Below are 26,107 nucleotides of genomic sequence, written 5' to 3'. Positions count from 1 at the left end.
TCGCCGATGGTAGTGTGGGGTTTCCCCATGTGAGAGTAGGTCATCGTCAAGATTAAATTCCGAAACCCCATCTGCGAAAGCAGATGGGGTTTTGTTTTAAGTGAAGGTCACAAAATTTCGCTGACACGTTAGCTGCTAACGGATCGGCCACAGAATTTCTTGACGACCATAGAGTGCTGGAACCACCTGATCCCATCCCGAACTCAGAAGTGAAACGGTGCATCGCCGATGGTAGTGTGGGGTTTCCCCATGTGAGAGTAGGTCATCGTCAAGATTGAATTCCGAAACCCCTGTCTGCTTACGCAGACAGGGGTTTTGTGCATCTGGGCATCGAGAAGCCGGACACAAAAAAGCCAGCCGCGTTTCCGCAGGCTGGCTTTGAGCGGATCAAGCTACTTAAAACTGATAGCTCACCGTCGCACTGACGTTGCGCTCTTCGCCCATGTAGCAAAAGTTCAGGCTCGCACAGGAAGCAACGTAGGACTCATTGGTAAGGTTGTTGGCATTGAGTCGGACATCTACACCCTTCAGGCCAACCTTGCCCAGGTCATAACCCATCGAAGCATCCCATAGCGTATAGGACGGCACCTTCATGGTGTTCTCAGCGTCGACCCAGCTCGAACCGACGTAACGCAAGCCGGTGCCCAGACGCAGGCCATCCAGTGCGCCGCTGTTGAACTTGTAGTCTCCCCAAACCGATGCCATGTGCTTCGGCGCATGGGTTGGCGAATTGCCCTTATTATCCACATCGCTCACCGTGCTGAGCATCGACTTCGAGTACTCAATGTCTGTGAGCGTGTAGCTGCCGAGGACCTTGAAGTTGTCTGTCAACTGCATGTGCGCTTCAAGCTCCAATCCTTGGGAGCGGACAGCCCCGATCGCTCGGTAGAAGTTTTCCTGCGGCAGCTTGCTTGCCAGATTTTCCTGCTCGATGCGGAACACCGAGGCCGTGAACAGGTTGTCAGTGCCGGGAGGCTGATACTTGATACCGGCTTCCCACTGCTTGCCATCGGTAGGTGCCAGCGGGTTGCCTGCACTGTCGGAGTAGGAATTGGGATTGAAGGACTCTGAGTAGCTGAGGTAAGGCGCGATGCCGTTGTCGAAAAGGTAAAGCACGCCAGCGCGGCCAGTGCTCTTGGTACGCTTGTCGTTGATTTCAGTGCCTTCAGGGCGGCCGGATTCAGCGATACGGTTCTCGTCCGAGGTCTCCACCCAGTCATGCCGCAGGCCGAGCGAGAAGCGCCATTTGTCCCACTCGATCAGGTCCTGTGCATAGATCCCGGTCTGCTCCAGACGACGCAGATAGCTGGTGGAATCGTAGTAGGTGATTTCGGAATTGCCGTATACCGGATTGAAAGCGTTGATCGGGGCCAGTGCGCCACTTTGCCAGTCGACGACCGTCTTGCGACGCTGGTAATCCGCGCCGAACAGAGCAGTGTGTTTTACCGGCCCGGTGTAGAAATCCGCCTGCAGCATGTTGTCGATGATGTAGGAATGCAGGTGCTCATTGGCGCCTGAGTAGTAGCGGTTCAGCTCGTTGCTGGTAGGGGTCGTCCAGCCATAGCTGTAGACCTGATCGAGACTTACTTTCGAGTCTAGATAGCGGAAGTTCTGCCGCGCGGTAAAGACGTCGTTGAAGCGGTGCTCGAATTGATAACCGAACGACTGCTGATCGCGGCTGTAGCCATCCACACCCGGCTCACCCTCGAAGAAGTGTTCGGAAATGCGCTGGCCATTACGCTGATGCAGCGCGCCGTCTGCCGGGTTCCCACCGTGGTAGCCGCCCTCGGGGTCATGCTGCAGATACGCCTGTAGCGTTAGCGAAGTGTCTTCCGTGAAGTCGATACTCAGTGTCGGAGCCAGCGCATAGCGTTTCTCTTCTGCATGATCGAATTGCGTGTCGGATTTGTCGGTGAGTCCGATCAGCCGGTAGGCAATGCGTTTGTCGTCGTCTACAGGGCCGCTGAAATCGAAACCTACTTCACGCTGGTTGTTGGAGCCGACCGTGGCCTGAATCTGATGATAGGGCTCATACAGCGGCTTCTTGCTGGTCAGTGCCACCAGGCCACCCGGTGAGCTGCGACCATACAGGACCGATGAAGGCCCTTTCAGAATATCCACGCGCTCGAGGAAGTAGGGATCGACCTGCATCGTGCTGTACGTGCCGCTGTCGCCCATGGACTTCAAGCCGTCCAGGTAGATGTTATCGACCGAGCCGTCATTGAAGCCGCGCATCGCCACATAGTCATAGCGATGAGTCGCGCCGTAAGGGTTGGTCAGCACACCAGGGGTGTAGCGCATCGCCTGGGCAACGGTTTGAGAGCCTTGATCGTCCATCTGCTCGCGAGTGACCACTGACACCGACTGCGAAGTTTCCAGCAATGGCGTACTGGTCTTGGTCGCGATCTGGCTGTGAGTGGCGTTGTAGCCCTCCATACTGCCGAGCGCGTTGCCCAGAGCAAAACCTCGGACATCGGTGCTTGGCAGTGACATCGCTTCACCATCGGCCTTGCGCAGGACATAGCTGCTGCCGTCCTGGCTGACCGCCTGCAATCCGCTACCACCCAGCAAGATCGTCAGCGCCTGATCGGTCGAGTAGTTGCCCTGCAGGCCTGGCGAGCGAACGCCAGACGTCTGCTCGGGTGTTGCCGACAACATGATGCCAGCCTGACGCGCGAACTGGTTCAGCGCCTCTCCCAGCGGTCCTGCCGGGATCGAATAACTGCGCGAGGGATTGATGAGCACTGCCGACTCGTCAGCCAGCGCCTGCAAAGGTAAGGCATAGGTGGTCAACGTCGTGGTGATAAGGGCGGCACGGATGGCGGCGCCCAGCGGCGAAGGTTTTGCGGAATCTGATGTGAGATAAGAATCGTCAGCAGATCTATGCAGCGGTTTACGTTGAAGCCGGGTCATTACAGGAATCCGTCGAGGTCAGTGAAGAGGGGGTACTGATCTCTAAGCCGAACTTGTGAGCGAAACCCGCCAAAAAAAGTTGATCGTCATGCGTTACGTTGCAGCGTCACCCACCAGCGAGTGCGGTATTTGAGTTGTACTGGCAGCGTCTGCGGCAGGATCGCCAGCAGTTTGTCGGTATCCTCCAAACGGAATACGCCGGACAAACGCAACCCGGCAATGTCCTGAGCGCAGCCCAGATAACCATGGCGATATCGCGACACTTCGGCAATAAAATCGCCGAGGCGCATATTGCGCGTGACGATCATGCCGTCCGCCCAGGCCCCTGGGTCCATGTCCAGCGCTGGCATCAACTCCGCGCGATGCTCTGTTATTGAATAGCTTTGTCCTGGCTGAGCGGTGATGGACGATGCTCCCGGCGAGCGAATCAGCACCTGGCCTTCAATGACGCTGAGCCGAGTGTGGCCATCCTCCTGGCGTACAACAAAACGCCCGGAAAGCCCTTGGAACAAACCGTGTTCGCAACTGACCAGCAACGGTCGCGGGGATGGACTCTGGGCATCGGTGCCGCAGGTCACGAAGATCTCGCCCTTGCTGAATTTGATCAGTCGTTGCCCCGGACTGAAGCTCTGACTCACCGCCGTATCGGTGTTCAATTGCAGGCTCGTGCCGTCTGCCAGTGCAAAGCCGCTGTGCTGACCGACGTCAGTGGCGAAGTCAGCGCCCCATTGCTGCCATGGCAATACGTCACGCGCCATCCATGCGCTGGAGCCCGACACAAGCAGACCAGACAACAGCTTCAGCGCTTGCCTGCGACCAAGGCGTTGGGCACTTGTCTCCAGCGCATCGAAAGCGGCGCTGCCCGCAGGCAATGACTGGAAACGTTTGTTCAACTCGGAGTTGAGCGACAGCACTCGCTGCCAGGCGCATTCGTGATCAGGATGCGCCGCGCGCCAGTGCTCGCAACGTTGTCGTACCCGCACACTGGCCGTTGGGTTGTTCAGACGCATCATCCACTCGATGGCCTGTCGGACGACCACCGCAGAGGGCTGCCGATGATCCAGCGCCGATGTCTGACTCATGCTTGATACCGCAACACGTAACAGTGATACAGCGCATCGGCGACATGGCGCTCCACCGAACGTACGGAAATCTCCATGTGTTCTGCGATCTGCTTGTGGGTCAGGCCCTCGCACTGAGCCAGCAGGAACGCGCGTCGCACCTTGGGGTTTAGCCCATCGAGCATCCTGGCGATGCTCTCCAGCAGCTCGAATACGAGCTCGCGGGACTCCGGTGACGGCGCTTCCTGAGCGGGCAGTTGAGCGAGCGCTTCGAGATAGGCGCGCTCGAGTTCTTCACGGCGCCAGTGATCGATGACCAGCCCGCGGGCCACTGTGCGCAGAAAAGCTCTTGGCGCTTTCAGTTCAAGCAGCTCGCTGCGGTTGAGCAGGCGCACGAACGTGTCTTGGGCCAGATCCGCTGCATCAGCGGCGTTGCCCAGTTTGCTGCGCAGCCAGCCATTGAGCCAACCGTGATGGTCGCTGTAGAGAATGCGCAGAGTGGCGTTGGAAGAAGGCATTGAAACGCGCCGTCCCAGCGCTGCTCAAATGATAATTAGTCGCATTGTCTTGAGCCGCGTAATAATTTGCAACTGTCGATACAAACCAAACGGCCCGCCCGGAACCAAGCCAAGGCGGGCTGCTGGCAGCAAACGCTGCTTGTCAGGCGAACAGTTTTTGCACGTTGCTCATGGCGTCATCGGCAAAGCCCTGAAGGAAGTTGCGAAATTCCTGGGCGCTCGCCGGATTACTCTCGGCAGCCTCTGCGATGATCGTCCAGGTCGCATCGCAATGGTCCTCGCCCTTAGGCACCACTGTCATCGAAGCCCAGAGATTGCGAATGCCAAGGTTGTTCTGGATCGTCGTCCAGGTCATGGCAAACGCGCTGTCGTCCCGAGAATTGAGTTGCTCGACCACCACCAGGCCGCCTTCCTTGAATTGCTTGTGTCGTATGGCGCCGACGCCGTTGCCGATCACCTCGATGCTGGCCAGCGCCGGAATGAATTTCGCGAAACCGCCAAAATCACCAACTACCTCCCATACCTTGCCGGCCCCGGCGTTGACCCGCACTGACGACACCACCGGCGCGCCAACAGGGTTGCTGATCAGGGTGTCGGGTTTCAGGTTTTCGATCTTGTTGATTGCGTTCATGTCGTTCTCCATTGCGTACGTGAGTTTTGCGTTTGGGGATAAAATCAGATGAAGTCGATTTCTTTCAGGTAGTCGCAGCCCTTGCGCAGCAGTGCCGGGGTTTTCTGCGGATAGCGTTCGCCCATGCGTTGCACGCCGGCCAGGGCGTTCTGGTACGCGATCATCGAGATGTCGCCGATGTCTTCCTCGAAGCCATCCAGGTAGAAGCCGAGGACGCCAAACAATGCGTTCTGGTTGTCGACCCGATTGAGCTGGGTCTGCCAGTGGGCGACGCTGACCATCTCGAAATCACGCCCGGCTTGACGGAAGGCATCGACATAGCCGCTCCAGCTCAAGGGCTCGGGGTTGTGAAGGTTGAAGACCGCTCGGGACGGCTGATAACGACTGCTGTGAAAACCGATGAAGCGGGCGAGAAAATCCACCGGCATCAGGTCGAAGGTCATCGAGAGTTCAGGGACCTGGCCCAGCTGCATCGAGCCCTTGAGCATCAGCATCAAGCGGTTCTTGTGCGGCTGGCAGACCCCGGTAACGCTGTTGAAGGCGATGTTTCCGGGGCGATAGATGTTCACCCACGCGCCTTGTTCGCGAGCCTGCTGCAGGACTCGTTCGGCAACCCATTTGGACAGGTTGTAGCCGTTCTTGATGTAGATCGGCGGAGTCTGGGCGGCAGGCGCTTCGAGAACGCTGCCGTCGGCGTCCACAGCGCTGGAGGCCGACAGAGTGGAGACGAAGTTGAACACCTTTTTGCTGCGCCCTTCGCACAACCTGAGGCATTCGAAGATCGGCGCGACGTTATCCTTAGCGAGCGTTTCGTAGTCCTGCACGTGATGCACGTTGGCCGCGTTATGCACGAGTGCGCCGAAGTCGCGATCCAGCCGTTCGTACGCTTCGTCATTGAGCCCCAATTGAGGCTTCGTGACGTCTGCGGCATAGACGCGTACCCGGCTCAGGTCCAGATGCTCAAGACGGTTTTCGCGCAGGGATTCGACGAAGCGATCTTGCGCTGTCAGCCCGTTGCCCTCGCGCACCAGACACGCCACTTCAGTTGCGCCCCACGCCAGCAGCGCCTCGACGATGTGTACGCCGAGAAAGCCATTGGCACCGGTGACGATGACTTTGTGCACATCCCCAAGCCTTTCCACCGGCAGAGCCGCGAGCTCGACTGGGGTCGTTGCGTCTTTGATCGCTTGCGGGCTGACGGTCCACGATGACGAACCATCGCTTTCAATCAGCGACGCCAGATTGATCAGCGTCGGCGCTTCGATGAAGCGATTGATGGGAATGCCGCGCCCGAAATGCTCACGAATCCCCAACAGCATTTGCGACAGCAGGATCGAGTGGCCGCCAAGATTGAAGAAACTTTCATCGGTGGAAATATCACCCGGCGGCAGTTCCAGAAGTTCTGCCCACAATGTCTGCAACAACCGTTCGTTGTCCGTTTCCGGCTCGCGGCGCGGCGCCTGCTCGATCAGGTTGACCGGTAATTGCAGCAGCGCCTTGCGATCAATCTTGCCATTGCTGGCGAACGGCATCTGTGCCAGTTCGGTGTAGGCCGCCGGCCGCATATAGTCGGGCAACAGACGTTCAACATGCACCTTGAGCAGGTGCCGCGCAGCATCGGGTTCGACGCCGTGGGGCTGAGCGAGAAAGGCTAGAATCCGACGCTGATCGTCGACCACCACTGCGACCTGACGATACAGCTGGGTGTCGCGCAGACAATGTTCGATCTCTTCAGGCTCGACCCGAAAGCCCCGAATTTTCACCTGATTGTCGCGGCGCCCGGACAACTCGACGCCTTCGGCAGTCCACTTGCCGATATCGCCCGTGCGGTAAGCGCGCACGGTTTCTCCATCGCCCAGGGCGATCTGCGCATAACGCTCGTCGGTCAGGGCCGGGTTATGAATGTAACCCAGGCACACACCCGGCCCGACGATGTACAACTCGCCCGGTGTCTGCTCGGCAACCGGTTGCAATTGCTCATCAAGAATCAGCAACTGACTGTTGGCGATCGGGCGACCGAGGTTGCGGTTGCTGCTACCGGGCTGGAATTGCCCAGCCGTGATCAGCACCGTGGCTTCGGTCGGTCCGTACAGGTTGTGGAATTGACATTGCCCCGCTAGGCGTTCGATCACGTAGGGCTCGCAGACATCACCGCCGGTGCAGAGATGGTCGAGCTTCAGCGGCCGATCGATCGGCAAAATGCTTAACAATGCGGGCGGCAGGAAGGCGTGGCTGAGGTTGTGATCCAGCAGATCCAGCAGATCCATCAGTTGCAGCGGATCGCGACGCTGATCCTCGCTCGCCACCACCAGTTCGCCGCCGCTGAGCAGAGTCGGGAAGATGTCGATTACCGACGAATCAAAGCTCAGCGTCGAGAATTGCAACACGCGGCTATGTTCCGACAAGCCGACATGCTCGGCGTACCAGGCCGTGAAATGGCTGAGGTTACGCTGACTGAGCATCACGCCTTTGGGGTGGCCTGTAGTGCCCGAGGTGTAGAGCGCCATGCACGGCGCGTCGGTCTCAGGGCGGCGGATCATCAGCGACTGGGCGCTTGGCGTGACGTCAATGTTGCTGATGTCCAGCCCCGGCACACCCTGGTTGGCCAGCGGGTGCGACCCGTCGTGCAGTAGCAGGACGGCTCTGGCGTTCTCCAGAATGTACTGCTGACGCTGAAGCGGCTGGCTTGGATCAAGCGGCAGATAGACCGCGCCATAACCGAGGATCGCCAGAATCCCCGCGAACAGCGCTGCGGATTTCGGCAGGCAGATGCCAATAACCAAAGGCTGATCCAAGGACGACGCTAGCAGCGGTTGAATCAGGGCCTGAATCGCCACGCTGTGTTCTCTAAGAGCGTCGTAGCTGATGCGCTGGCCATCGATTTCCAGCGCAAACCGCTCAGCGAAGGTCGTGAAGCTCTGATCGAGTCGCGCCACCAGCGGCTGTTGCGCAATGCTCAGCAGATGAGGCTGCGCGGTTTGATTGAAACGGTGCTCGAAGGCCAGGCGATCCAGTGTGTGCAGTGCTTCTTGCCATTCACTTTGCGGCGGCTCGACACGTTCGCAGTGAGCAAAAAAATCCGCATCCCGGGAGAAACGACTGACCAGCAACGCGATACTCTCGACCAGCGCAGCGATGGCCGAATCGCGCAGCATCCGGCCGTTTCCAGAAGTCTCGCATGGCACTGGCTGGCGACCGATCAGACGCTGCGCCGTGGCCGAACCAAACCAGCACAGCAACTCAAGGCGCGGCAGGCCTTGCTGGAAATCGGGTGTAAGCCCGACACGCAAGCCGAGATGAGCGCCGGTCTTGAATGCCGCCAGCCGCGTGCTGGTCAGGTCCAGCGTGCCGTCTTCAATCAACAGCGAAGCGCCGCTGACTGGGCTGCCCTCCAGCCCATGAATGTCTGAAAGGTGGTGAATAAGATGACCGTGGGCATCCAGTTCTGTGCCGAGTTCGCTCAAGGCCCCACTGTGACCTATGAGCACAATCTCTAGGCGTTTCATTGCGCGCCTCCTGTCGGCAGGTAGTCGGCGAGGGCGCGTTGTACACAGGCAGACTCGAGCATCGAACTGGTCCTGAAGAAGCGCACAATGTTGCCCACCAGAGGGTGGTGACGATTGATCGGGAAGCACATCGCCTGGGTTTCATCCCTGAGCGCCTGCTTGATCGGTTCAGCGACTGCCAAATGCTCGATCAGCGCGAAATCGAAGGACTTTTGAATGTCATTGGTCAAATATTGAGCAATGAAGACCGGCATGATTTGCGCGATGACTTCCCGGTCTTCTTGAGGGGCTGCGTGCCAGTAAATGCGCACCAGTCGCGCCCAGAATCCCGAGTGCCGACCTTCGTCCAGCAGGTGATCGGCCATCAGCCCCTTGATCGATTGCTTGACCGTGTCGTCTTTGGCGAAAGCGGCGACGTCGTTGGTTACAGTGTTTTCGGCGATGGCCACACAGATCAGCTCGACCGCGCTGCGCAGATGATCCGGCGCCCGCGCAAGGGCTGCGGGAATTGCCCGGCTCAGTTCGATTTCCAGCGGCAAGGCGATGGGCTGAACGCCGGTCAGGGCGGTGGTCTGCTGCATGAAGTCCATGGCGACCAACGCGTGGTAGTCCTCGTCGACCACAACGGTCATCGCGTCGTACCGGCAGGCGAAGGGAAAGCGGATCGCGAAGTTGTCCTTGGCGATGCTGCGGGCGGTCTTGTCGACGATTTCGGTCTCGAAGATCACCACGTCGTTGATGAACTTGTACAGGCTCTGGATCAGCGCGAAGTCACGCAGATGAGGGCATTCGCGGGTGAAGGTGTCGCTGAGCACCAGCGGTTGACGGCTCAGTGGGTAGATCAGTTTTTCGTCGTTCTCGACGATGCGGCGTGGGCGAGTGCGGATCGTGGCGCGGCCTTCCCAGGCGTCGACGAAGGACAGGTAGTCTTCGGCTTTCATGATGGGGTCCTTGTGTGGTGGGCAACGAAGTTGGGCTGCAGCGAAAGGCTCATGCGCTGACCTCCAGTGCCGGTTCGCGCATGCTCACGCGCAGCGCATCCCACAACGCGATGCGGCTATCCACGGCGGCTATCGCGGCGGCGTAGACTTCGTGTTCCCGCTGCGCGTCGCCGTCTACCAGGCGGGCCAGCAACGATTCGGCGGCGGGGCCGTGGTCTTCCGAGTCCACTTCGATGTGGCGTTCCAGGTAATAGCGAAAGGTCGGCGCCTGATTCGCCGTGATGCCCCAGTCATCGAGAATGCTCTGGAACATCTGTGGGATGACGCTTTCACGCCCGTGGAGGAAGGCTGCGGCGACGCTGTGAGCGGGCGCGTTCAGCGCAATCTCCAGCGTGTCTTTGACGAAGCGGGCCGCGGCTTTTCCGGCACTGACGCTGTCCAGCGCGGTTTTGTAGTGAACCCCTTGTTTCTGCAGTTCGACGAAGCGCTCGATGTGGACCGTGCTGGCGCCGACTTCGCGCATGGCATCCAAGTACAGCTCGAAATGGCTGTAATGGCCGTGATCGAGGCGGTCGTCGGACTCTTCCCCCAGCACGATTTCGTTGATCAGGCGCGCGGCGTTCGGGTCCTTGGGCGGTAACCAGGGCAATTGGGTGCAGCTCAGCTCCTGTTGCAGGCGCTTGGTCAGTGACATGAAGTCCCAGACTGCGAAAACGTGAGTCTCCATGAATCGTCGGAGTACGGTCAGTGAATCAATTTCTGAGAAGATCGGGTGAGCGCTGAGTTCGGATTTCTTGCAATTCAATAGTTGTTTTTGAGTAGTCACGGTAACGTCCTTGATGAGTATGAAGTATCGCGTCGCTTATCCAGTTGCAGGGCTGTTTGCTGTCGGTTAGTTGCGCGTCATCGTAGTGCCTTAATACGGCTCAAGTTGACGACAGGCGAGCAGGGGCCGCGAACGGATACTTCGTTTGATAGTCGTGAGCGTTAGAGGCCAAGAGCCTTCGGCCTTAAGTGTCGCCAGCCTGCAGGGCCCTATGCCAAGCGGTTTGGGCATCCACAGATCGGCGACGAGAAAACGTTAAAGCACTTTCCAATCATTCGGCAAACACTTTTTAATAAAATTTAACAACGGTAAAAGTTAGGCGTGCGAAGTGCTGATAAAACTTTCAATTCAAGTTTTATTGGGCCGAGCGCAACCCTTCCGACGTATTAAAGTCAGAATTGATAATAATGAACGAATGCCTCGTTCAGCATTGCGCGTTAACTGAATAATCGATTTTGAAGGATTTTGTGTGGGCGACGTCGATGGACTTCCCTCATGACGTCTCCGCCCCTTGCACTGCTCCTTTTGTTGCTCCATGAAATGGTGTTCGCGGAACCGACTACAGACGAGTTCGTCCCCGAGTGTGCCTGAAACACGGCGATACGCCGCGCAAGGCGACACAGAATTCACGATAGGTGCATTGCGGCCAAGAGAGGATATGAGGAAGGGAAAGTCAGGGATGGGAGGCTCAGACGCCGAGCAGTCCCAGGTGGGTATTGATGATGTGCAGCAGGCGATTGCGCTGCGATCGGGGGAAGTAGTGGTTGCCGTTGACCTCGATCAGCTCGAACTCGCGGCGAGTGAATTCTCGCCAGTTCATCATGCTGGTGGCGGTATCGAGGGGATCGTCGCTGCCATACAAAGCAGTCAGCGGGATGTTCAGGCCTTCGTCCGGGCAGTGTGACCACAGTTCCGAGAGCTTGATGTCGCTGCGCATCACCGGCTCGAACAACCGCATCAGCTTTTTGTCCTGAAGCAGCGACTCAGGTGCCGCGCCGAGCTTGATCAATGCCTGGATGAAGTCGTCCTTTGGCAGCGTGTGCAGGTACGGTTGGGGCTGTTGACTGTCTGGGCTGCGGCAGCCCGAGATGAACAAGTGCCGGGTGAGGCCCGGATAGTGCGCCTGCGCCAGACGGGCCATCTCGTAGGCGACCCGTCCCCCGAAACTGTGGCCGTAGAAGGCGTGGGGTTCGGTCAGGTAAGGCTGCAGCGCGACAAAAGTATCTTCGAGCAACGGCGCCCATTGATCGTAGGGCGTTTCTTTGAGGCGGCTGCCGTGGCCAGGCAGGCGCAGTGTGACCAGTTCGATATGGTCGGCGAGGCCGTGCGACCAGTCACGAAATTGCTCCGGATCGCCACCCGCGTGAGGGAAGCAGATCAGGCGCGTTCTGATGGGTTGTCCGGAATTGACTACCATCAGCCATTTGTTTTTCTCGGCGTACACTCAGGTTTCCCCAAGCCTGCCGGGGCAGGCTATTCACAACCGTGGGGCCGGGTCCATCGGCGCTGGCACCGCATTAGCCGGCGCCCAAACAACCCTCATCTCTCATCTGGCCGCTGACAGCGGCCACAGACACGGGGCAAATGATGGATCGTGAACACCGTCGCCGTTCACGATCGTCGAACCCTCATTGGGCGAGGGCGCGCTTCCTTGACGCCGAGGCGGGTTTGGCGACTTCCGCTGGACGGCTTTTCAGATAGTTGTTGATGGCCTCCACACCACGGTTCAAGTGGTGGGCGAGGGCAGCGACAGTCGACTCTACAGCGCCAGCTTCGGCCATCTGCAGCAGCTCCAGATGGTCGTGCTGGGACAGCTTGCCCAGCCCCATGTACTTGAGGTTGAAACGCAGAAACCGCTCTTCCTCGTTCAGACCGTCTTCGACCAGTTTTAGCAGGCGTCTGTTCGACGCACGCGAGTAAAGCGTCATGTGGAACAGGCGATTGAGCGTGCCCATTTTTGCGTAATCGGTTTCGTTCTCCAGCTGTTCGATATAGCTGCGCGCCATGGCGATGTCATCCGGGGTGAGCAGCGGGATCGACTGGCGTAGGGCCTCGGACTCCAACAGGACGCGCAAGGCGTAGGCATCCGTGGCGTCTTCGTTGATCAGCGGAGCCACAACCGCGCCCTTGTGAGTCTCGACGCGCAGCAGCGACTGAGCCTCAAGTTGGCGCAACGCTTCGCGCACTGGCATGCGACTGACACCGAACAGCGTCGCCAATTCCTGCTGACGCAAGGCGATGCCAGACGGCAAGCGCCCGTCAAGGATTGCGGCTCGCAATTTTTCCTCGATGACGGCGCGCGCCAGATGCGCAGGCGGTTGCTCGTCCCCCAGGATTTCCCGCAGAAATTGCTCTTTCTCAGTCCTGCGCATCGGCTACTTCTTCTTCAACTGATAAGACATTGGATCCAATGGAACACTAGAGGCCACGTTCAACCTTGTCAAACTTTGTAACATCTTTGATCGGCCCGCGGCGGCCGCATTCTACAAGGCTTTATGGCGTTCATATACGTGCCGTGTTCTATCCTTTGAACGATAAGAGGCGTCGGAAAACGGCCGCCTGGACGCGGCATTTCAACGCTCACGTGGGCAGACAATCGAAGTCATTGAATTGCAAGCCAATGATCGCTAGATGCCATTATTCTCCCCGGTTGGAGGCTCGTCAGCGAGTACCTCCGGTCGCTCCCATGGACTGACAGCATTGGCGACCCGTTTCGCTGTTGATCGGCTGGCGCGCACGATTCTTCAGCTATTGCTGACGTGCGTCGTGTTGGCGAGCCTGGCATACGCCGATTGGGATTTTTCCCTGATCGCCCGGCGTGCCGGTTCGCTCTACGGACCCTCGGTCGAAGGGCGTCAACGCCTCGAGGCATGGAAGGCGATGCTGGGGGGGCAGAAACCGGCCAGCGATCTGGAGCAGTTGCAGCGGGTGAACGCATTTTTCAATCGCGAACTGCGTTACGTCGAAGACATCGATCTGTGGCACATGGATGACTATTGGGCGACTCCGGTCCAGTCGTTGTGGAAAGGTGCGGGCGACTGCGAGGACTTTGCGATCGCCAAGTACTTCAGCCTGCGGCAATGGGGCATGCCAGCCGAGAAGTTGTTGATCACTTACGTCAAGGTGCTCAATCCCGAGCGGGCGCACATGGTGCTGACGTATTACCCCGACGCCCATGGCGAACCGCTGGTGCTCGACAGCCTGCTCGACACCATCGAACCCGCTGACGCGCGAAAGGATCTGCTGCCGGTGTACGCCTTCAATGGCGAGGGCGTGTGGTTGCCGGATGCCACTGACAGCACCATCGGCAGCAACAGCATGGCGGGGGATATCAAACAGCTGTCCCGCTGGCAGGACGTGTTGAACAAGATGAAGGCCGAGGGTTTTCCGGTCGAGGGCAACACGCCCTGACCTATCCGACAGAACAAGGATTCGCCCATGACCCTGTTCAAACAGCTATTGATCGCCATTTGTCTGTTCATGATCGTCGCCTTCAGCGGGGGGTTCATGGTCAGCCTGGAAAGCTCGCGCAACCAGTACGTCAATCAACTGCGCTCACACGCGCAGGATGCGGCCACGGCGTTGGCGCTTTCGCTCAAACCGTCGGTGGACGATCCGACCATGATGGAGCTGGTGGTCAGCTCGATTTTCGACAGCGGTTATTACGCGCGCATCCGCGTGGTCAATCCCGCGACCGGCCAGGTCATCGTCGAGCGTAATGCCACGCCAGCGGCCACGGCGCCGGACTGGTTCATCAAGCTCATAGCGCTGGAGCCCGCTGGCGCCAACGCAATTGTCAGCCGAGGCTGGCGTCCGGCTGCGCGGGTCGAAGTGGTGAGCCATCCGATGTTCGCCATTGGCAAGCTCTGGCAAGGCGCGCTGGGTAATCTGGGCTGGCTGTTGCTGTGTGGGGTGATCAGTTTTCTGCTGGGAGCGTGGCTGTTGCGGCGTCAGCTCAGGCCGTTGGATTACATGGTCGAGCAATCCCGGGCCATTGGTCGCCGCGAGTTCTTGAGCGTGCAGGATCTGCCCGCAACGCCGGAGTTACGCAGGGTGGTGCTGGCGATGAATCAGATGGTCGACAAGCTCAAGGGGTTGTTTCAGGAGCAGGCCGAGCGCACCGAAAAACTGCGCATGGAATCCTACGAAGACAGCCTGACAGGTTTGGCGAATCGGCGTTATTTCGACATGCGCCTCAATGAGCACGTCAGTGAGGTGGAGGATGCTCGCTCAGGTTATCTGCTGCTCATGCGGGTCAACGATCTGACCGGCCTTAATGAACGAATGGGGGGGCAAAAGGCTGATGCCTTGCTCGTGGCCGTCAGCGATGTGCTGGTGCGTCAGTGTTTCAATCATGCTGAGGCGCGGCACCTGATCAGCCGCATTCGTGGCGGCGAATTTGCTGTGCTGGCGCCGGGGTTGGTCAAGGAAGAGGCGCTGCAACTGGCCCATGAACTGGAAACAGCGTTGAGCAGCCTGCGCGGCACCGGTGCATCGGATGTCAGCCCGGCGGCGTTCATCGGTCTGGCGCCCTATAGCCCCGGCGACTCGACTCAGACGTTATTGGGGCTGGCGGATCAGGCGCTGTCACAGGCTGAAACCCAGAGCGAGCAGATCTGGTTCTGCATTGAGCACGGCGCCGTGGACAGCCTGGAGGACGATCATCACGCCTGGTATGAACTGCTCGATCAGGCGTTGGTCGAGCGTCGGTTCCAGTTGTTCTTTCAGCCGGTGATGGACGCCACCGATATCAGCCGGGTGCTGCATTTCAAGGTGTTGTCGCGCGTCATCGATGAGGACTCGCAAACCCTCGCTGCCGGGCGGTTCCTGCCATGGATCGAGCGCTTTGGCTGGTCGGCGCGGCACGATCTGGTGATGCTTGAAACTGTTTTCGAGCAGCTTCCCCGACATGATCACAAACTGGCGCTGAACCTGTCAGCGGCGACGTTCGCCGAGGCGGGTGCATTGATTGAGGCCATGGAGCTTTTGAAACGTCACGCGTACCTGGCGCCGAGGCTGATTCTGGAAATCGGTGAAAAGCAGGTACCGGACCAACAGACGCTGGAAGATCTGACACGCCAGCTCAAGGATCTGGGTTATTCGCTGGCGCTCCAGCATTTTGGTGGACGCTTCAGCATGATCGGCAACCTGTCGAGCCTCGGCCTGGCGTATCTGAAGATCGAAGGCAGCTACATCCGCAACATTGATCATGAGCGGCACAAGCGGCTGTTCATCGAAGCCATGCAGCGCGCGGCTCATAGCATCGATCTACCGTTGATTGCCGAACGGGTCGAGACGCAGGGGGAGTTCGAGGTGTTGCGTGAAATGGGGATTCAGGGAGTGCAGGGGCAGTTGTTCGGGGATCCTGCGCCTTGGGAGTAGCACGGTATATGCCGCTCACTGGTTCTGTGGGAGAGAGCTTGCTCGCGATAGCGCGGTGTCAGTTGGCGTATATGTGTCTGACATTTGCGTTCGCGAGCAAGCTCCCTCCCTCAGTTTGTGCAACGTGTAGGCGGCGTTAGATGTACCGTCCAGTCACAAAATGCTGCACATCGTTGAAGCCTGGCGTCGAGGCATGACCCGGGGTCACCAGCGAGTCAATGAAGGCTTCGTCTTCTGCAGTGATCTTCACGCTCAGCGCCTTGGTGTAGCTGTCCCACTGCTCTTCGGTGCGCGGACCGACGATAGCCGAAGTGACGGCCTGGTTGTTCAGCACCCAGGCAATTGCGAACTCCACAAGTCCGACGCCCTTGTCCTTGGTATAGGCCTGCAGTTTCTGCGCGATATGCAGCGATTCCTGGCGCCATTCCGTTTCCAGAATCCGCTTGTCCTGACGTCCTGCGCGGGTGCTGCTGTCAGGCGTCACGTCGGGAGCATATTTGCCGCTGAGCACGCCACGAGCCAGCGGGCTGTAAGGCACCACGCCAAGGCCGTAGAACTTGGCGGCGGTGATCTGCTCCAGCTCTGCCTGACGGTTGACGATGTTGTACAGCGGCTGGCTGATCACCGGTTTGTCGACCCCCAGACGCTGCGCGACATTGACCACCTCAGCGATGCGCCAGCCACGGAAGTTGGACACACCCCAGTAACGAATCTTGCCTTCGCGAATCAAATCGCCAATGGCCGAAACCGTCACCTCCAGCGGCGTGCTGTGGTCTTCCTTGTGCAGGTAATGAATATCGATGTAATCGGTATCGAGCCGGCGCAGGCTGGACTCGATCTCGTTGAAAATGTGCTTGCGGTTCAGGCCGCTGGTGTTTGGCGCGGTGTTGCCGGAGCCGCTCCCCACCTTGGTAGCCAGCACCCATTCGCTGCGGCGCTTGGCGATTGCCTCACCGACGATTTCTTCGGAACGACCGGCGTTGTAGACGTTGGCCGTGTCGATGAAATTCACGCCTTCATCCCAGGCCTTGTCGATGATGCGTAAAGACTCTTCGGTGCCGGTCTGCACGCCAAACATCATCGAACCCAGTGTCAGCGTAGAAACCTTGAGGCCGGATTGGCCAAGAACGCGGTAATTCATTGCTCGATATCCTTCTCGTCAGGAAAGTGGAAATCACGACAGTCTGGGTCAGGCTTGCAAGTGGACTCGTAAAGGCCCATCAGACCGACAGCTCTAGGCCGAACATACTCGCCTGTTTGCGACGGATTTGAAAAGTGACAATTTACAGCGGGATATCGGGATGGGTCAGTCTGGCGCGTCTTCCGGAGAGAAAGCACAGCGTCCCGCCAACGGCCGTCAAGCACGCCAATACATAGAACATCGTCGGTGCCGGCGTGTTGATCAATAAATAACCGCAAATCACCGGGCTCATCGCACCGCCGAATGCGGCCAGATTCTGCGCGCCGAGGTAGCTGCCGCGCAGATGCTCTGGCGCGATAGTGTCGACGAACAGATACTCGGCCGGATAAATGATCATCTCGCCCAGCGTGAATACGAACATTGCCGCGCACCAGGCAACGGTGGTCTGGGCAAAACTGAACCCGAAAAGGCCGATGGCGAACAGAGCAGTCCCCAGGCAGATCCAGTAGGGCAGTTGCTCGCGCTTGAGAAAGCGGCCGATCTGGTACTGCATCAGGATCACCGTGATCGCGTTGCAGGCCAGCACCGCCGAGAGGATTTTCAGCGCCTGTTCAGCCGTGTGTGTGACCAGCAGAAACTGCGAGAGGTACAACGTATAGCGGCCATGCACGATGGTGCTGAGCAGGCTGCCGCCGGTGAACAGAATCAGCGTGCGGTCGTTCTTGAGCGTCGCGAGGGTGTCGAGAAAACTGCGCGGCTGGTTTTCGTCGTCAGCGACGGTAGGTGGAATGCCGATCATCAGGAACATGCTGCCGAAGGCGATGGCACTGGCGATCAGAAACGGCGCCAAAGGCAGGTGCCCCGCGATCAGCACGCCGAGCATGGGGCCTGTGGCGTAGCCGATGTTGGTCAGCGTGTAGCGCAGTGAGAAGACCTTGGCCCGTTGGCCGATGGGCAGGTTCTCGCTGATGATCGCCTTGGAGCCGATCAGAAACAGCGCCGAAGCGGTTTCGGTAATCACCAGGGTCAAAGTGGTCAGATAGACGTTCTGGGCGAAGGTCAGCAGGGTGAAACCGATGGAACTGGATAGCATCGCGAGAATGAGCAGCTTGCGCTTTTCCAGGCGGTCGATGATGTAGCCGCCATACAGCCCCAGCAGCGTTGCGAGGAACACCGCGATCCCCATCAGCAGCCCGACGTCCTGCTGGTTGAGGCCCAGCCTGGTGCTGAGGAACAGCGTCAGCAAAGGGCTGGTCATCGCCCGGCTCATGACGATGGTCAGCGAACAGACCATCAGGCGGCGAATGACGAGGGAGTAGGTGGCCACTGTTGTGCTTATGTCCTTATCTGATCTGGGCGCTGGTTCCAGGCTGAGCGCCGCAACCATTGTGGGAGCCGGCTTGCTGGCGAATACGGTGGATCAGTCACCTGTGATGTTGACTGATCCACCGCATTCGCCACCGTCGTAACCTCCTGCAGCTCCTACAGGTGATCGCGTTTACCTCTGAAGCGACCTTGCTCTCGAATCGGGCAGAATTCGCTTTACTGCCCTTGATCCATCCCGACCTTGGTGACCGCGCCCTGCTCCAGATCCCACTTCTTGAGGATCTTGCCGTAGGTGCCGTCGTCGACCATCGCCTGCATCGCTTCAGCGATGGCTTTCGCCAGCTCCGGGTTGGACTTGTTCACGCCAAGGCCGGTGAACTGTTTGGAGATCGCCAGGCCGATCGGCTTGTAGGTGTCCTTCTCCTGCGACATCAGGTACGGAATGGTTTCGCTGCCTTGCATGGCGGCGTCCAGACGACCCTGGCGCAACTGCGCGCGGGCATCGGCTGAGCCTTCCGAGCCGGTCACGATGATTGCCGGTTTACCCGCCGCTTCGCAGTTCTGCTTGCTCCACTCGGCGATTTCCGCAGGCCAGGTGGTGCGGCGGCTGGTGCCGACTTTCTTCCCGCACAGGTCGGTCAGCTGATTCAGCTCGGTGTTCTTGGTCAGCGTGTACAGTTGCGGGCCGCTGGTGAAGTAGTCGATGAAAGTCACCGACTTCTGACGCTCAGCGGTGTCGGTCATGCCCGACAGGATGATGTCGAAACGCTTGGTGACCAAACCGCTGACCATCTGTTCGAAAGCGGTTTCCTGCCATTTGATTTTCACGCCCAGACGCTCGGCCAGTGCGTTGCCCAGATCGACATCAAGGCCGGTCAGCGTGTTGGTGGCGGTGTCCTTGAAATCCATCGGCGGGTAATTCGGCACGATGGCGGCGGTGATTTCGCCTTTTTCCTTGATGGCGGCGGGCACGCTCGCGAAGACTGAAGCGGATGCCATAAGGCCGGCGAGCAAGGTAGGGATGATGATTTTTTTCATGGTCGTTCTCGTTTGTTCTGGTTTAGGTGCGAACGGCAGAAATGAAGCTTTGGGTTCTTGGGTTTTGTGGGCTTATTAGAATGTCTTCGGGGGTGCCGGCCTCCACAATCTGGCCGCCGTCCATGAACACCATGCGGTTTGAGACTTCGCGCGCGAAGCCCAGCTCATGGGTCACGACGATCATGGTCATGCCGCTGTGCGCAAGGTCACGCATCACCGACAACACTTCGCCTACGAGCTCCGGATCGAGGGCGGAAGTGGGCTCGTCGAACAGCATCAGCTTGGGCCGCATCGCCAGCGCGCGAGCAATCGCCACGCGTTGCTGCTGGCCGCCGGACAGTTCGACGGGATAGGAATGACGCTTGTCTGCAAGGCCTACCCGGGCCAGCAGTTCGATCGCCTCTTCATTCGCCTCTTTTGGCGAACGCTTGAGCACTTGAATCGGGCCTTCGATAACGTTCTGCAACGCGGTCATGTGCGGGAACAGATTGAAGCGCTGAAACACCATGCCGGTGCTCAGCCGCTGACGCGCGACCTGAGTTTCGTTGAGCTCGTGCAGCTTGTTGCCGACGATGCGATAGCCCACCAGTTCGCCATCGACCCACAGGCCGCCCTTGTCGATCTTTTCCAGCTGATTGACGCAACGCAGCAGCGTGCTCTTACCCGACCCCGAAGGGCCGATAATGCACAGGACCTCGCCTTGCTCGACTTCGATGCTGACGTCTTTGAGGGCGTGGAACTGGTCGTAGTATTTGTTCAGGCCGACGGCTTTGACGATGCTTCTCATGGGGTTCTCCTCGCCTGACTTACGAACGCTTGCCGGCGCCGCGAGCGAAACGCAGCTCCAGACGGCTCTGGCCGAACGACAACACAGTGACCACGGCCAGGTACCAGATACCGGCGACGATCAGCAGCTCCATCACACGGGCGTTGGCGTAGTAAATGTTCTGCGCGTTGTGCAGCAGTTCCGAATACTGAATCACGCTGGCGAGACTGGTCATCTTCACCATGCTGATGAACTCGTTACCCACTGGCGGGATGATCACGCGCATCGCCTGAGGCAGGATCACCCGGCGCAACGCCTGCAAGCGCGGCATGCCGATGGACTTGGCGGCTTCGTACTGACCGGTGTCCACTGACAGCAGCCCGGCGCGCACGACTTCAGCGGTGTAGGCGCCCTGATTGATGCTCAGGCCCAGCAGGGCGGCAACGAAGGGCGTCATCAGGCTCACGGTGTCGAGCTGGAAAACGCCGGGAATGCCGATCACCGGGAAAATCAGCGCCAGGTTGAACCACAGTAACAGTTGCAGGATCAGCGGCGTGCCGCGGAACAGCCAGGTGTAGGTAATCGCCACGTAGCGCAGGATCGGGTTGGCGGACATGCGCATGATTGCGGCAATCACGCCGATCACCACGCCGAGCAACATCGCCAGAATCGACATGCTGATGGTGTTGAGCAGGCCCCAGAGAATGGCTTCGGACGTCAGGAACTGGCCGATGTAACCCCATTCGATCTGGCCATTGGCGAACGCGCGGCCGAGGCCGACCAGGGCGATCACGATCAGCGTGGCAAAGAAGATTCGCCCGTAGTAGCGACGCGGGACGTGCTCGTACTGCGTGATGTCGAACTCGTTCTCGTGCTTCTTGCGTTCGGCTTGCAGACGCTCTGCCTGGTTCTGGTTCATGGTGTATCTCCGAAGCTGTGTTCAGGCCGCGCGTATTCGATATCGGCGAAGGGGCTCTCGAGCCCGTCGGGAACGCTGTAAGCGCACCTTGGGTCGGAGGTTTTCGCTGAGAGTGGAGGGCAGTTCCGCGTTGCAAGTTCTGATCGAAGTGTCAGGTTTTATCGGCGTTAAATCGGCCGGTTAGTCACTGATCGACGCATCGTGTGGACGGTTGCCAATCGCCATTTTCTGTGGTCATTATTATCGTTCGGGCATGTTTTAGCGGTAGGTCAAAGCCTGTTGAATATGACGGGCGAGGTAAATAAGCATTATGGAAACTCGACTTTCCACTTCTGGAAACGTGCCGCCAAAACCGGGGATTCGTCCGCCTTTGTCGCTGAGCGGCATGGACTTCAAACTGTTGCGAGTATTTCAGGCTGTGGTCGAGGCGGGCGGCTTCAGCGCCGCGCAGAACGAGCTGAATGTAGGGCTTGCGGCGATCAGCAAACAGATTTCCGACCTTGAAATTCGCATAGGCATGCGCCTTTGTACGCGAGGCCGCGAAGGCTTCCATCTGACTGAAGAAGGCAAGCTGGTCTATCAGGCCGCCATCGAATTGTTTGCCTCGGTGGACACTTTCCGAGACCGTATAAGTTCGGCACAGAATGAATTGATCGGCGACCTGAGTATTGGCGTTATCGATAACACGATGTCCGATAAAAGTTCGCCATTAATTGCATCGCTCAGAACAATGCACGATGAAGCGCCGAAAGTAAGACTGCGTCTGCATGCCTCGCAACTCGACGAGATAGAGCGGGGGATCGTCGAAGGGCGTTTGAGTATCGGCATCGTGCCGGTGTATCAGCGCCGGGAGGAGTTCGATTATTTCGAGCTGTACGAGGAGCTTTCCCATGCCTACTGCGCTGTGGGCCACCCTTTGTTTGAAGTGGCCGACAGCGAGCTGGACGCCGACAGCCTTCGACATTACCAGGTGATCAACCACCGCTATGCCATCCACCGCGACAAGGCCAGCTTCGTCAATTACGACAGCCAGTCGGCATCCGCCTCACAAGTGGAGGCGGTGGCGATCCTGATCATGACCGGCCGCTTCATCGGTTTTCTGCCCGAACACTACGCCCGCCATCTTGTGCGCGACGGCCAGCTTCGCGCCCTGCGCCCCGACATCATCCACCTGAGCACACCGTTCAACCTCATCCTCAGACAAAACGCCCCGCGCAGCCCCTTGGTTAAAGCGTTTGTGCAGGCGCTTGGGGTGGATCTGAAGCGGGTGATTTGAGTGCGAGTATCCAATACTCAGGCAATTGCTGCGAAGGTAAGACCACTGGCGTGTACGACTATTCGGCATCTTCGATGCGGTATGCGCCGAACGTTGCGCCGTAGCGGTGCCAATCAAACTCAGGGGCATTCAGCAGAGCCAGACTCAGGACTTTCGATAGCCCGGCAAACCCCAGTCTTCGAGCGGGAATTCTGCGAGCGACCCCAGCATCAGATCGGCATGGGCGTATTGTTCGACCGGCATGTGCGAGTCCGGCACCGCCACCGCGTACATTCCGGCGGTTTTCGCTGCAGTTACGCCAAACGGCGAATCTTCGAACACCAGGCAATCCTTGGGATCGACACCGAGCAGACGAGCAGCGGTCAGGAAGATGTCCGGCGCAGGCTTGGCTGCCTTCACGTCCTTATGGTCTGCAGTGACCACGTGCTTGAACAACTCGAACCACGAGCGATGGTTGCCCGTTTTCACATGGAAATAATGCAGTGAGGAACTGGTGCCGACGGCAATCGGGATGTTGTGCTCGGCCAGGTGACGCACCAGCGCTTCGGCACCGTGCATCGGCTGTGCATGGGGGAAGCGTTCATCGAGCATCGGCTGGCGAACGGTGAGGAATTCATCGGCAGACATCGGCAGTTGGAGGGCGCTGATCACGTATTCGGCGAAATCCTGCGAGCCACGACCGATGGAGTGTTGTTTCACGGCCCAGTCGAAGGTCTTGCCGTGCCAGTTGGCGATGGTATTGGTGACTTCGGTGTAGATGCCCTCGGTGTCCAGCAACAGGCCGTCCATGTCGAAAATCACCGCCTTGATCGGCCCCTTTGGCTTTTGCTCGTTGCTCATCTCATCGATCCCGTTTGCAGATTGATGCCCAGCCTAACGCCTCGGCAAAGCCTGTGGCTAGGCGCAACGACTGCAAAATGCCCTCGGCAGATGCTAATCTCGCCGGGCTCTCGGCAGCGCAAGGTGCTGCTCGGCGCTGATTTCCAGGCGCCGAAACCCTTCAGGGGTCAGGGAAGACACGACCCCTCTTCAAGAACGGACATCTTCGAGTCGACACATGAAAAAATCAGTCAACATTGCCGTAGGCGTCGTCGTGGTTGCAGGCGCTCTTATCACCGCAGGCGCCTGGTACACGGGGACTCGTCTGGAAGGCGTGCTCGGTGATGCCGTTCAGCAGGGCAATCAGCAGATTCAGGCCGCATTGGTTGGCCATGAAGGCAGTGCCAGCGTCGAGCTGCTGTCGCTGGATCGTCATTTCTTCACCAGTACCGCGCATTACAAATTCACCTTTCAGAACCCCAGGCTCAATGACGGTCAGCCGGTCGAGCTGCTGTTCGTGGATAACATCGAGCACGGCCCGTTCCCCTGGACGCGCGTGAAGTCGCTGAATCTGGTGCCAGTGATGGCCGCCAGCAACATGGCCCTGGAAAAGAACGTTTTTTCCGAGAAGTGGTTCGCCATGACCAACGGCCAGCCGCCGCTGACCGGGCACTTCAGCATGGGCTATGACCGCGCCGCGCTGGGCCGGGTCGAGCTGCTGCCGTTCCAGTTCGACGACCAGAACGGCTCGTTCAAGTTTTCCGGGTTCACCCTCAATGCTTCCGGCAGCGCCAATGGCGAGAAGCTGGAAGCCAATGGCGTGCTGGGTAGCCTCGATGTGACGGCCACCTCCGAAGAAGGCCCGGTCCACCTGACGCTCAAAGATCTGACCTTCAACACTGGTGGCACCAAAGGCAAGTCCGGATTCTATCTGGGCCACAGTGACGCCAAAGTGACGTCCGTAACCTTCCAGGCCGCAGGCCGTCCGCCGTTGCAATTCAAGGACTTCGTCAACACCAGCCTGTTGCAGGAAGTCGAAGGCAATCTGAACGCGCAAGTGAGCTACGACATCGGCAACATCAGCGTCGATGGCAAAGACATCGGCTCGTCGCAGATGCTCTGGAAATTCGCCAACTTCGACATCGCCTCGACCAAGTCGCTGTTGCAGATCTATCAGGAAAAAATCCAGCCGCAAGCTCAGGCTGCCGCTGCCATGGGTGAGTCCTATACGCCGCACTTGAGTCTGGCGGATCAGGCGCTGGTGCAGGCTGAAGTCGGCAAGCTGCTGGCCGCCAAACCGCACATCGAGCTGGAAAAGCTGTCACTGAACACCGCCAGCGGCGAAAGCCGTTTCAACCTGTCGATGGACCTGAGCAACCCGACCTCGCTCGACCAGCCGGGCGCTGCGCTGCTCAAGCAACTGGTGACTCAGCTGGATGCCAAACTGGTGCTGTCCAAGCCGATGATTCAGGATCTGGCGAGCTTGCAGGCTAAATCGGCCGGTCTAACCGACCCAGCGGCTATCGCCGAACAGGCCAAAGGCGCCGCCGAGTCGGTGGGCGGCATGGCGATCATGCTGCAAGTGGGCAAGGTCGAAGGCGACAACATCGTATCCACCCTGCATTACGCAGACGACGTGGTGGACTTCAACGGCGAGAAGATGAGCGCTCAGCAGTTCGCCGCCGCGATGATGGGCAAAGTGGTGATGTTCAACCAGGCACAGTGATCCAGGAAGGGCTGCTGACTCAGAGCCCGACATTGGACATGTGGGAGGGAGCTTGCTTGCGAGAGGGCCGGTGCAGTGGGTAAATTTCCTGCGGATGTGCCGGCCGCTTCGCGAGCAAGCTCCTTCCCACAGCGGTATGTGTCGGTGTTGGGCGAATCCAGTGCCGTTCTCTACACCGGTGGCTGACGCGCGATTTCTGTCGGCGGCTCGTGCGTCTCCCGCTCCGGCTGTGCGGTTCGGGACGACATCTCCGCACGCAGCTGCGGCAGGCACTGCGGGTACTGCTTGGCAACGAAACTGATCAAGCGCTCGCGCATGTGGCAGCGTGCATCCCAGCTGCGTGACGAATCCACCGAACTGAGCAACACCCGCAACTGCATCGCCCTGTCGGTGGTGTCCGTCACCTGCAACACGCAGACCCGGCCGTCCCACAAGTGCGGAATGTCCTTGCAGATGCGCTCGGTCTCGGCCCTCAGCTCTTCCAGCGGTAGCGAGTAATCCACCCACAGAAACACCGAGCCGATCAGGCTCGACGTGCTGCGCGTCCAGTTCTGGAATGGCTTCTCGATGAAGTACTGCAGCGGAATCACCATCCGCCGTTCATCCCATATCTTCACCACCACGTAAGTGCCGCTGATCTCTTCGATACGCCCCCATTCGCCTTCGACGATCACCACGTCATCCAGACGGATCGGTTGCGAAATGGCGATCTGCAAGCCCGCGATCAGGTTGCCCAGCACCGGCTTGGCGGCAAAACCTGCCGCCAGCCCGGCCAACCCCGCAGATGCCAGCAAGCTGGTGCCGATCTGACGCACAGGCGGGAAACTCATCAGGATCAGCCCGGTGCCGAACAACAGCACCAATACGTTGAGGCAGCGCACCAGTACGCGCACCTGCGTCTGAATACGCCGCGCCTGAAGGTTGTCCTCGATATCCAGCGGGTTGGCGATGGCGACGGCTTTGCCGATGGCCTTCACACTGCTCAAGGCCAGCCAGGTGAAGGCAGCGACAACGAGCATGCCGTTGAGATGACGCACCCCGTTGATCATCAGCAAATCGTCGGGCGCGGAGGTCCATACGGTTTGCAGTGCCAACAGCGGAATCAACCAGAGGGTTGGGCCCTCGGCACGAAGAATGAGCTGCTGGGCGAAGATGAACGAATTGGCGACGCGTCGAAGTATCACCAGTGCAATCCAGCGCGCCAGCAGAGCAATACAGACGGCGGCACTGGCGGCGACCAGTGTGTTCAGCCAAGGCAACGGCAGGGCATTGAGCCAGGCGTCCGGGAGTACGTGTTCCATACGGGTCACTCGCGAGA

Annotated in this window: 20 protein-coding genes and 1 rRNA gene; 5 read left to right on the top strand and 16 right to left on the bottom strand. The window is 58.9% G+C overall.

From position 1 onward, the window contains the following. Window positions 1-158 precede the first annotated feature (158 nt). Window positions 159-274 (top strand): 5S ribosomal RNA (rrf, locus tag BWR59_RS08825). Between the two features lie 122 nt (window positions 275-396). Here the strand turns inward: rrf and BWR59_RS08820 are convergent. The 9 genes from BWR59_RS08820 to BWR59_RS08780 all read right to left on the bottom strand — a co-directional run bounded on the left by BWR59_RS08820 (window position 397) and on the right by BWR59_RS08780 (window position 12,768). Beyond that, window positions 397-2,913, bottom strand: a complete 2,517-nt coding sequence (locus BWR59_RS08820) for a TonB-dependent siderophore receptor (protein WP_081565245.1) — start codon at window positions 2,911-2,913, stop codon at window positions 397-399. 86 nt (window positions 2,914-2,999) lie between these two features. Then, on the bottom strand, window positions 3,000-3,995 hold the full coding sequence (locus BWR59_RS08815) for a FecR family protein (protein ID WP_081565244.1): 996 nt from the start codon (window positions 3,993-3,995) through the stop codon (window positions 3,000-3,002). Continuing rightward, complete coding sequence (locus tag BWR59_RS08810; RefSeq protein WP_081565243.1) at window positions 3,992-4,492, bottom strand: sigma-70 family RNA polymerase sigma factor; 501 nt, start codon at window positions 4,490-4,492, stop codon at window positions 3,992-3,994. Before BWR59_RS08810 ends, BWR59_RS08815 begins: the two co-directional genes overlap by 4 nt. Window positions 4,493-4,634: 142 nt before the next feature. Beyond that, entirely contained in the window at window positions 4,635-5,105 is a 471-nt protein-coding gene (locus BWR59_RS08805) for an SRPBCC family protein (RefSeq protein WP_081565265.1), read from the bottom strand. Between the two features lie 62 nt (window positions 5,106-5,167). Further along, complete coding sequence (locus BWR59_RS08800) at window positions 5,168-8,629, bottom strand: non-ribosomal peptide synthetase (RefSeq protein WP_081565242.1); 3,462 nt, start codon at window positions 8,627-8,629, stop codon at window positions 5,168-5,170. Continuing rightward, window positions 8,626-9,570 carry a diiron oxygenase gene (locus BWR59_RS08795; RefSeq protein WP_081565241.1) on the bottom strand — a complete coding sequence of 315 codons (945 nt, stop codon included), beginning with the start codon at window positions 9,568-9,570 and terminating at the stop codon, window positions 8,626-8,628. Before BWR59_RS08795 ends, BWR59_RS08800 begins: the two co-directional genes overlap by 4 nt. A gap of 49 nt (window positions 9,571-9,619) precedes the next feature. After that, window positions 9,620-10,396: a DUF3050 domain-containing protein gene (locus BWR59_RS08790; RefSeq protein WP_081565240.1), complete on the bottom strand. Its 777-nt coding sequence runs from the start codon at window positions 10,394-10,396 to the stop codon at window positions 9,620-9,622. A gap of 688 nt (window positions 10,397-11,084) precedes the next feature. Further along, window positions 11,085-11,840, bottom strand: a complete 756-nt coding sequence (locus BWR59_RS08785) for an alpha/beta fold hydrolase (protein ID WP_081565239.1) — start codon at window positions 11,838-11,840, stop codon at window positions 11,085-11,087. A gap of 184 nt (window positions 11,841-12,024) precedes the next feature. Then, the gene (locus BWR59_RS08780) at window positions 12,025-12,768 is read right to left on the bottom strand and encodes a GntR family transcriptional regulator (RefSeq protein WP_081565238.1); all 744 of its coding nucleotides are present in this window, start codon (window positions 12,766-12,768) and stop codon (window positions 12,025-12,027) included. Between the two features lie 259 nt (window positions 12,769-13,027). Between BWR59_RS08780 and lapG the strand changes: the two genes are divergently transcribed. Continuing rightward, window positions 13,028-13,807 (top strand): cysteine protease LapG, encoded by a 780-nt coding sequence (lapG, locus tag BWR59_RS08775; protein ID WP_081565237.1) that lies wholly within the window; start codon window positions 13,028-13,030, stop codon window positions 13,805-13,807. A gap of 27 nt (window positions 13,808-13,834) precedes the next feature. Beyond that, window positions 13,835-15,778, top strand: coding sequence for a cyclic di-GMP receptor LapD (lapD, locus tag BWR59_RS08770; protein WP_081565236.1), 1,944 nt, complete (start codon window positions 13,835-13,837; stop codon window positions 15,776-15,778). Window positions 15,779-15,914: 136 nt separating this feature from the next. Here the strand turns inward: lapD and BWR59_RS08765 are convergent, their stop codons facing one another. From BWR59_RS08765 to BWR59_RS08745, 5 genes are all read right to left on the bottom strand, one after another. Continuing rightward, a complete protein-coding gene (locus BWR59_RS08765) occupies window positions 15,915-16,919 on the bottom strand; it encodes an aldo/keto reductase (RefSeq protein WP_081565235.1) in 1,005 nt (334 codons plus the stop codon). Window positions 16,920-17,061: 142 nt separating this feature from the next. Further along, window positions 17,062-18,246 (bottom strand): MFS transporter, encoded by a 1,185-nt coding sequence (locus BWR59_RS08760; protein ID WP_081565234.1) that lies wholly within the window; start codon window positions 18,244-18,246, stop codon window positions 17,062-17,064. A gap of 215 nt (window positions 18,247-18,461) precedes the next feature. After that, window positions 18,462-19,283: an ABC transporter substrate-binding protein gene (locus tag BWR59_RS08755; RefSeq protein WP_081565233.1), complete on the bottom strand. Its 822-nt coding sequence runs from the start codon at window positions 19,281-19,283 to the stop codon at window positions 18,462-18,464. 22 nt (window positions 19,284-19,305) lie between these two features. Beyond that, entirely contained in the window at window positions 19,306-20,070 is a 765-nt protein-coding gene (locus tag BWR59_RS08750; RefSeq protein ID WP_081565232.1) for an amino acid ABC transporter ATP-binding protein, read from the bottom strand. Window positions 20,071-20,089: 19 nt separating this feature from the next. Further along, window positions 20,090-20,968, bottom strand: a complete 879-nt coding sequence (locus BWR59_RS08745) for an amino acid ABC transporter permease (protein WP_081565231.1) — start codon at window positions 20,966-20,968, stop codon at window positions 20,090-20,092. Between the two features lie 310 nt (window positions 20,969-21,278). On the opposite strand from BWR59_RS08745, the gene BWR59_RS08740 reads away from it, so the two are divergent. Next, window positions 21,279-22,244 carry a LysR family transcriptional regulator gene (locus tag BWR59_RS08740; protein ID WP_081565230.1) on the top strand — a complete coding sequence of 322 codons (966 nt, stop codon included), beginning with the start codon at window positions 21,279-21,281 and terminating at the stop codon, window positions 22,242-22,244. Window positions 22,245-22,388: 144 nt separating this feature from the next. Here the strand turns inward: BWR59_RS08740 and BWR59_RS08735 are convergent, their stop codons facing one another. Further along, window positions 22,389-23,084, bottom strand: a complete 696-nt coding sequence (locus BWR59_RS08735) for an HAD-IA family hydrolase (protein ID WP_081565229.1) — start codon at window positions 23,082-23,084, stop codon at window positions 22,389-22,391. A gap of 217 nt (window positions 23,085-23,301) precedes the next feature. Between BWR59_RS08735 and BWR59_RS08730 the strand changes: the two genes are divergently transcribed. Continuing rightward, the gene (locus BWR59_RS08730; protein WP_081565228.1) at window positions 23,302-24,789 is read left to right on the top strand and encodes a YdgA family protein; all 1,488 of its coding nucleotides are present in this window, start codon (window positions 23,302-23,304) and stop codon (window positions 24,787-24,789) included. 170 nt (window positions 24,790-24,959) lie between these two features. On the opposite strand, the gene BWR59_RS08725 is transcribed toward BWR59_RS08730, so the two are convergent. Beyond that, window positions 24,960-26,090 carry a mechanosensitive ion channel family protein gene (locus BWR59_RS08725; protein WP_081565227.1) on the bottom strand — a complete coding sequence of 377 codons (1,131 nt, stop codon included), beginning with the start codon at window positions 26,088-26,090 and terminating at the stop codon, window positions 24,960-24,962. Between the last annotated feature and the right edge of the window lie 17 nt (window positions 26,091-26,107).

It is taken from the genome of Pseudomonas sp. Bc-h (genome assembly GCF_002080045.1).
Taxonomy (GTDB): Bacteria; Pseudomonadota; Gammaproteobacteria; order Pseudomonadales; family Pseudomonadaceae; genus Aquipseudomonas.
Note: the sequence above shows the minus strand (reverse complement) of the source record. Positions and strands in the feature narration are given on the sequence as shown.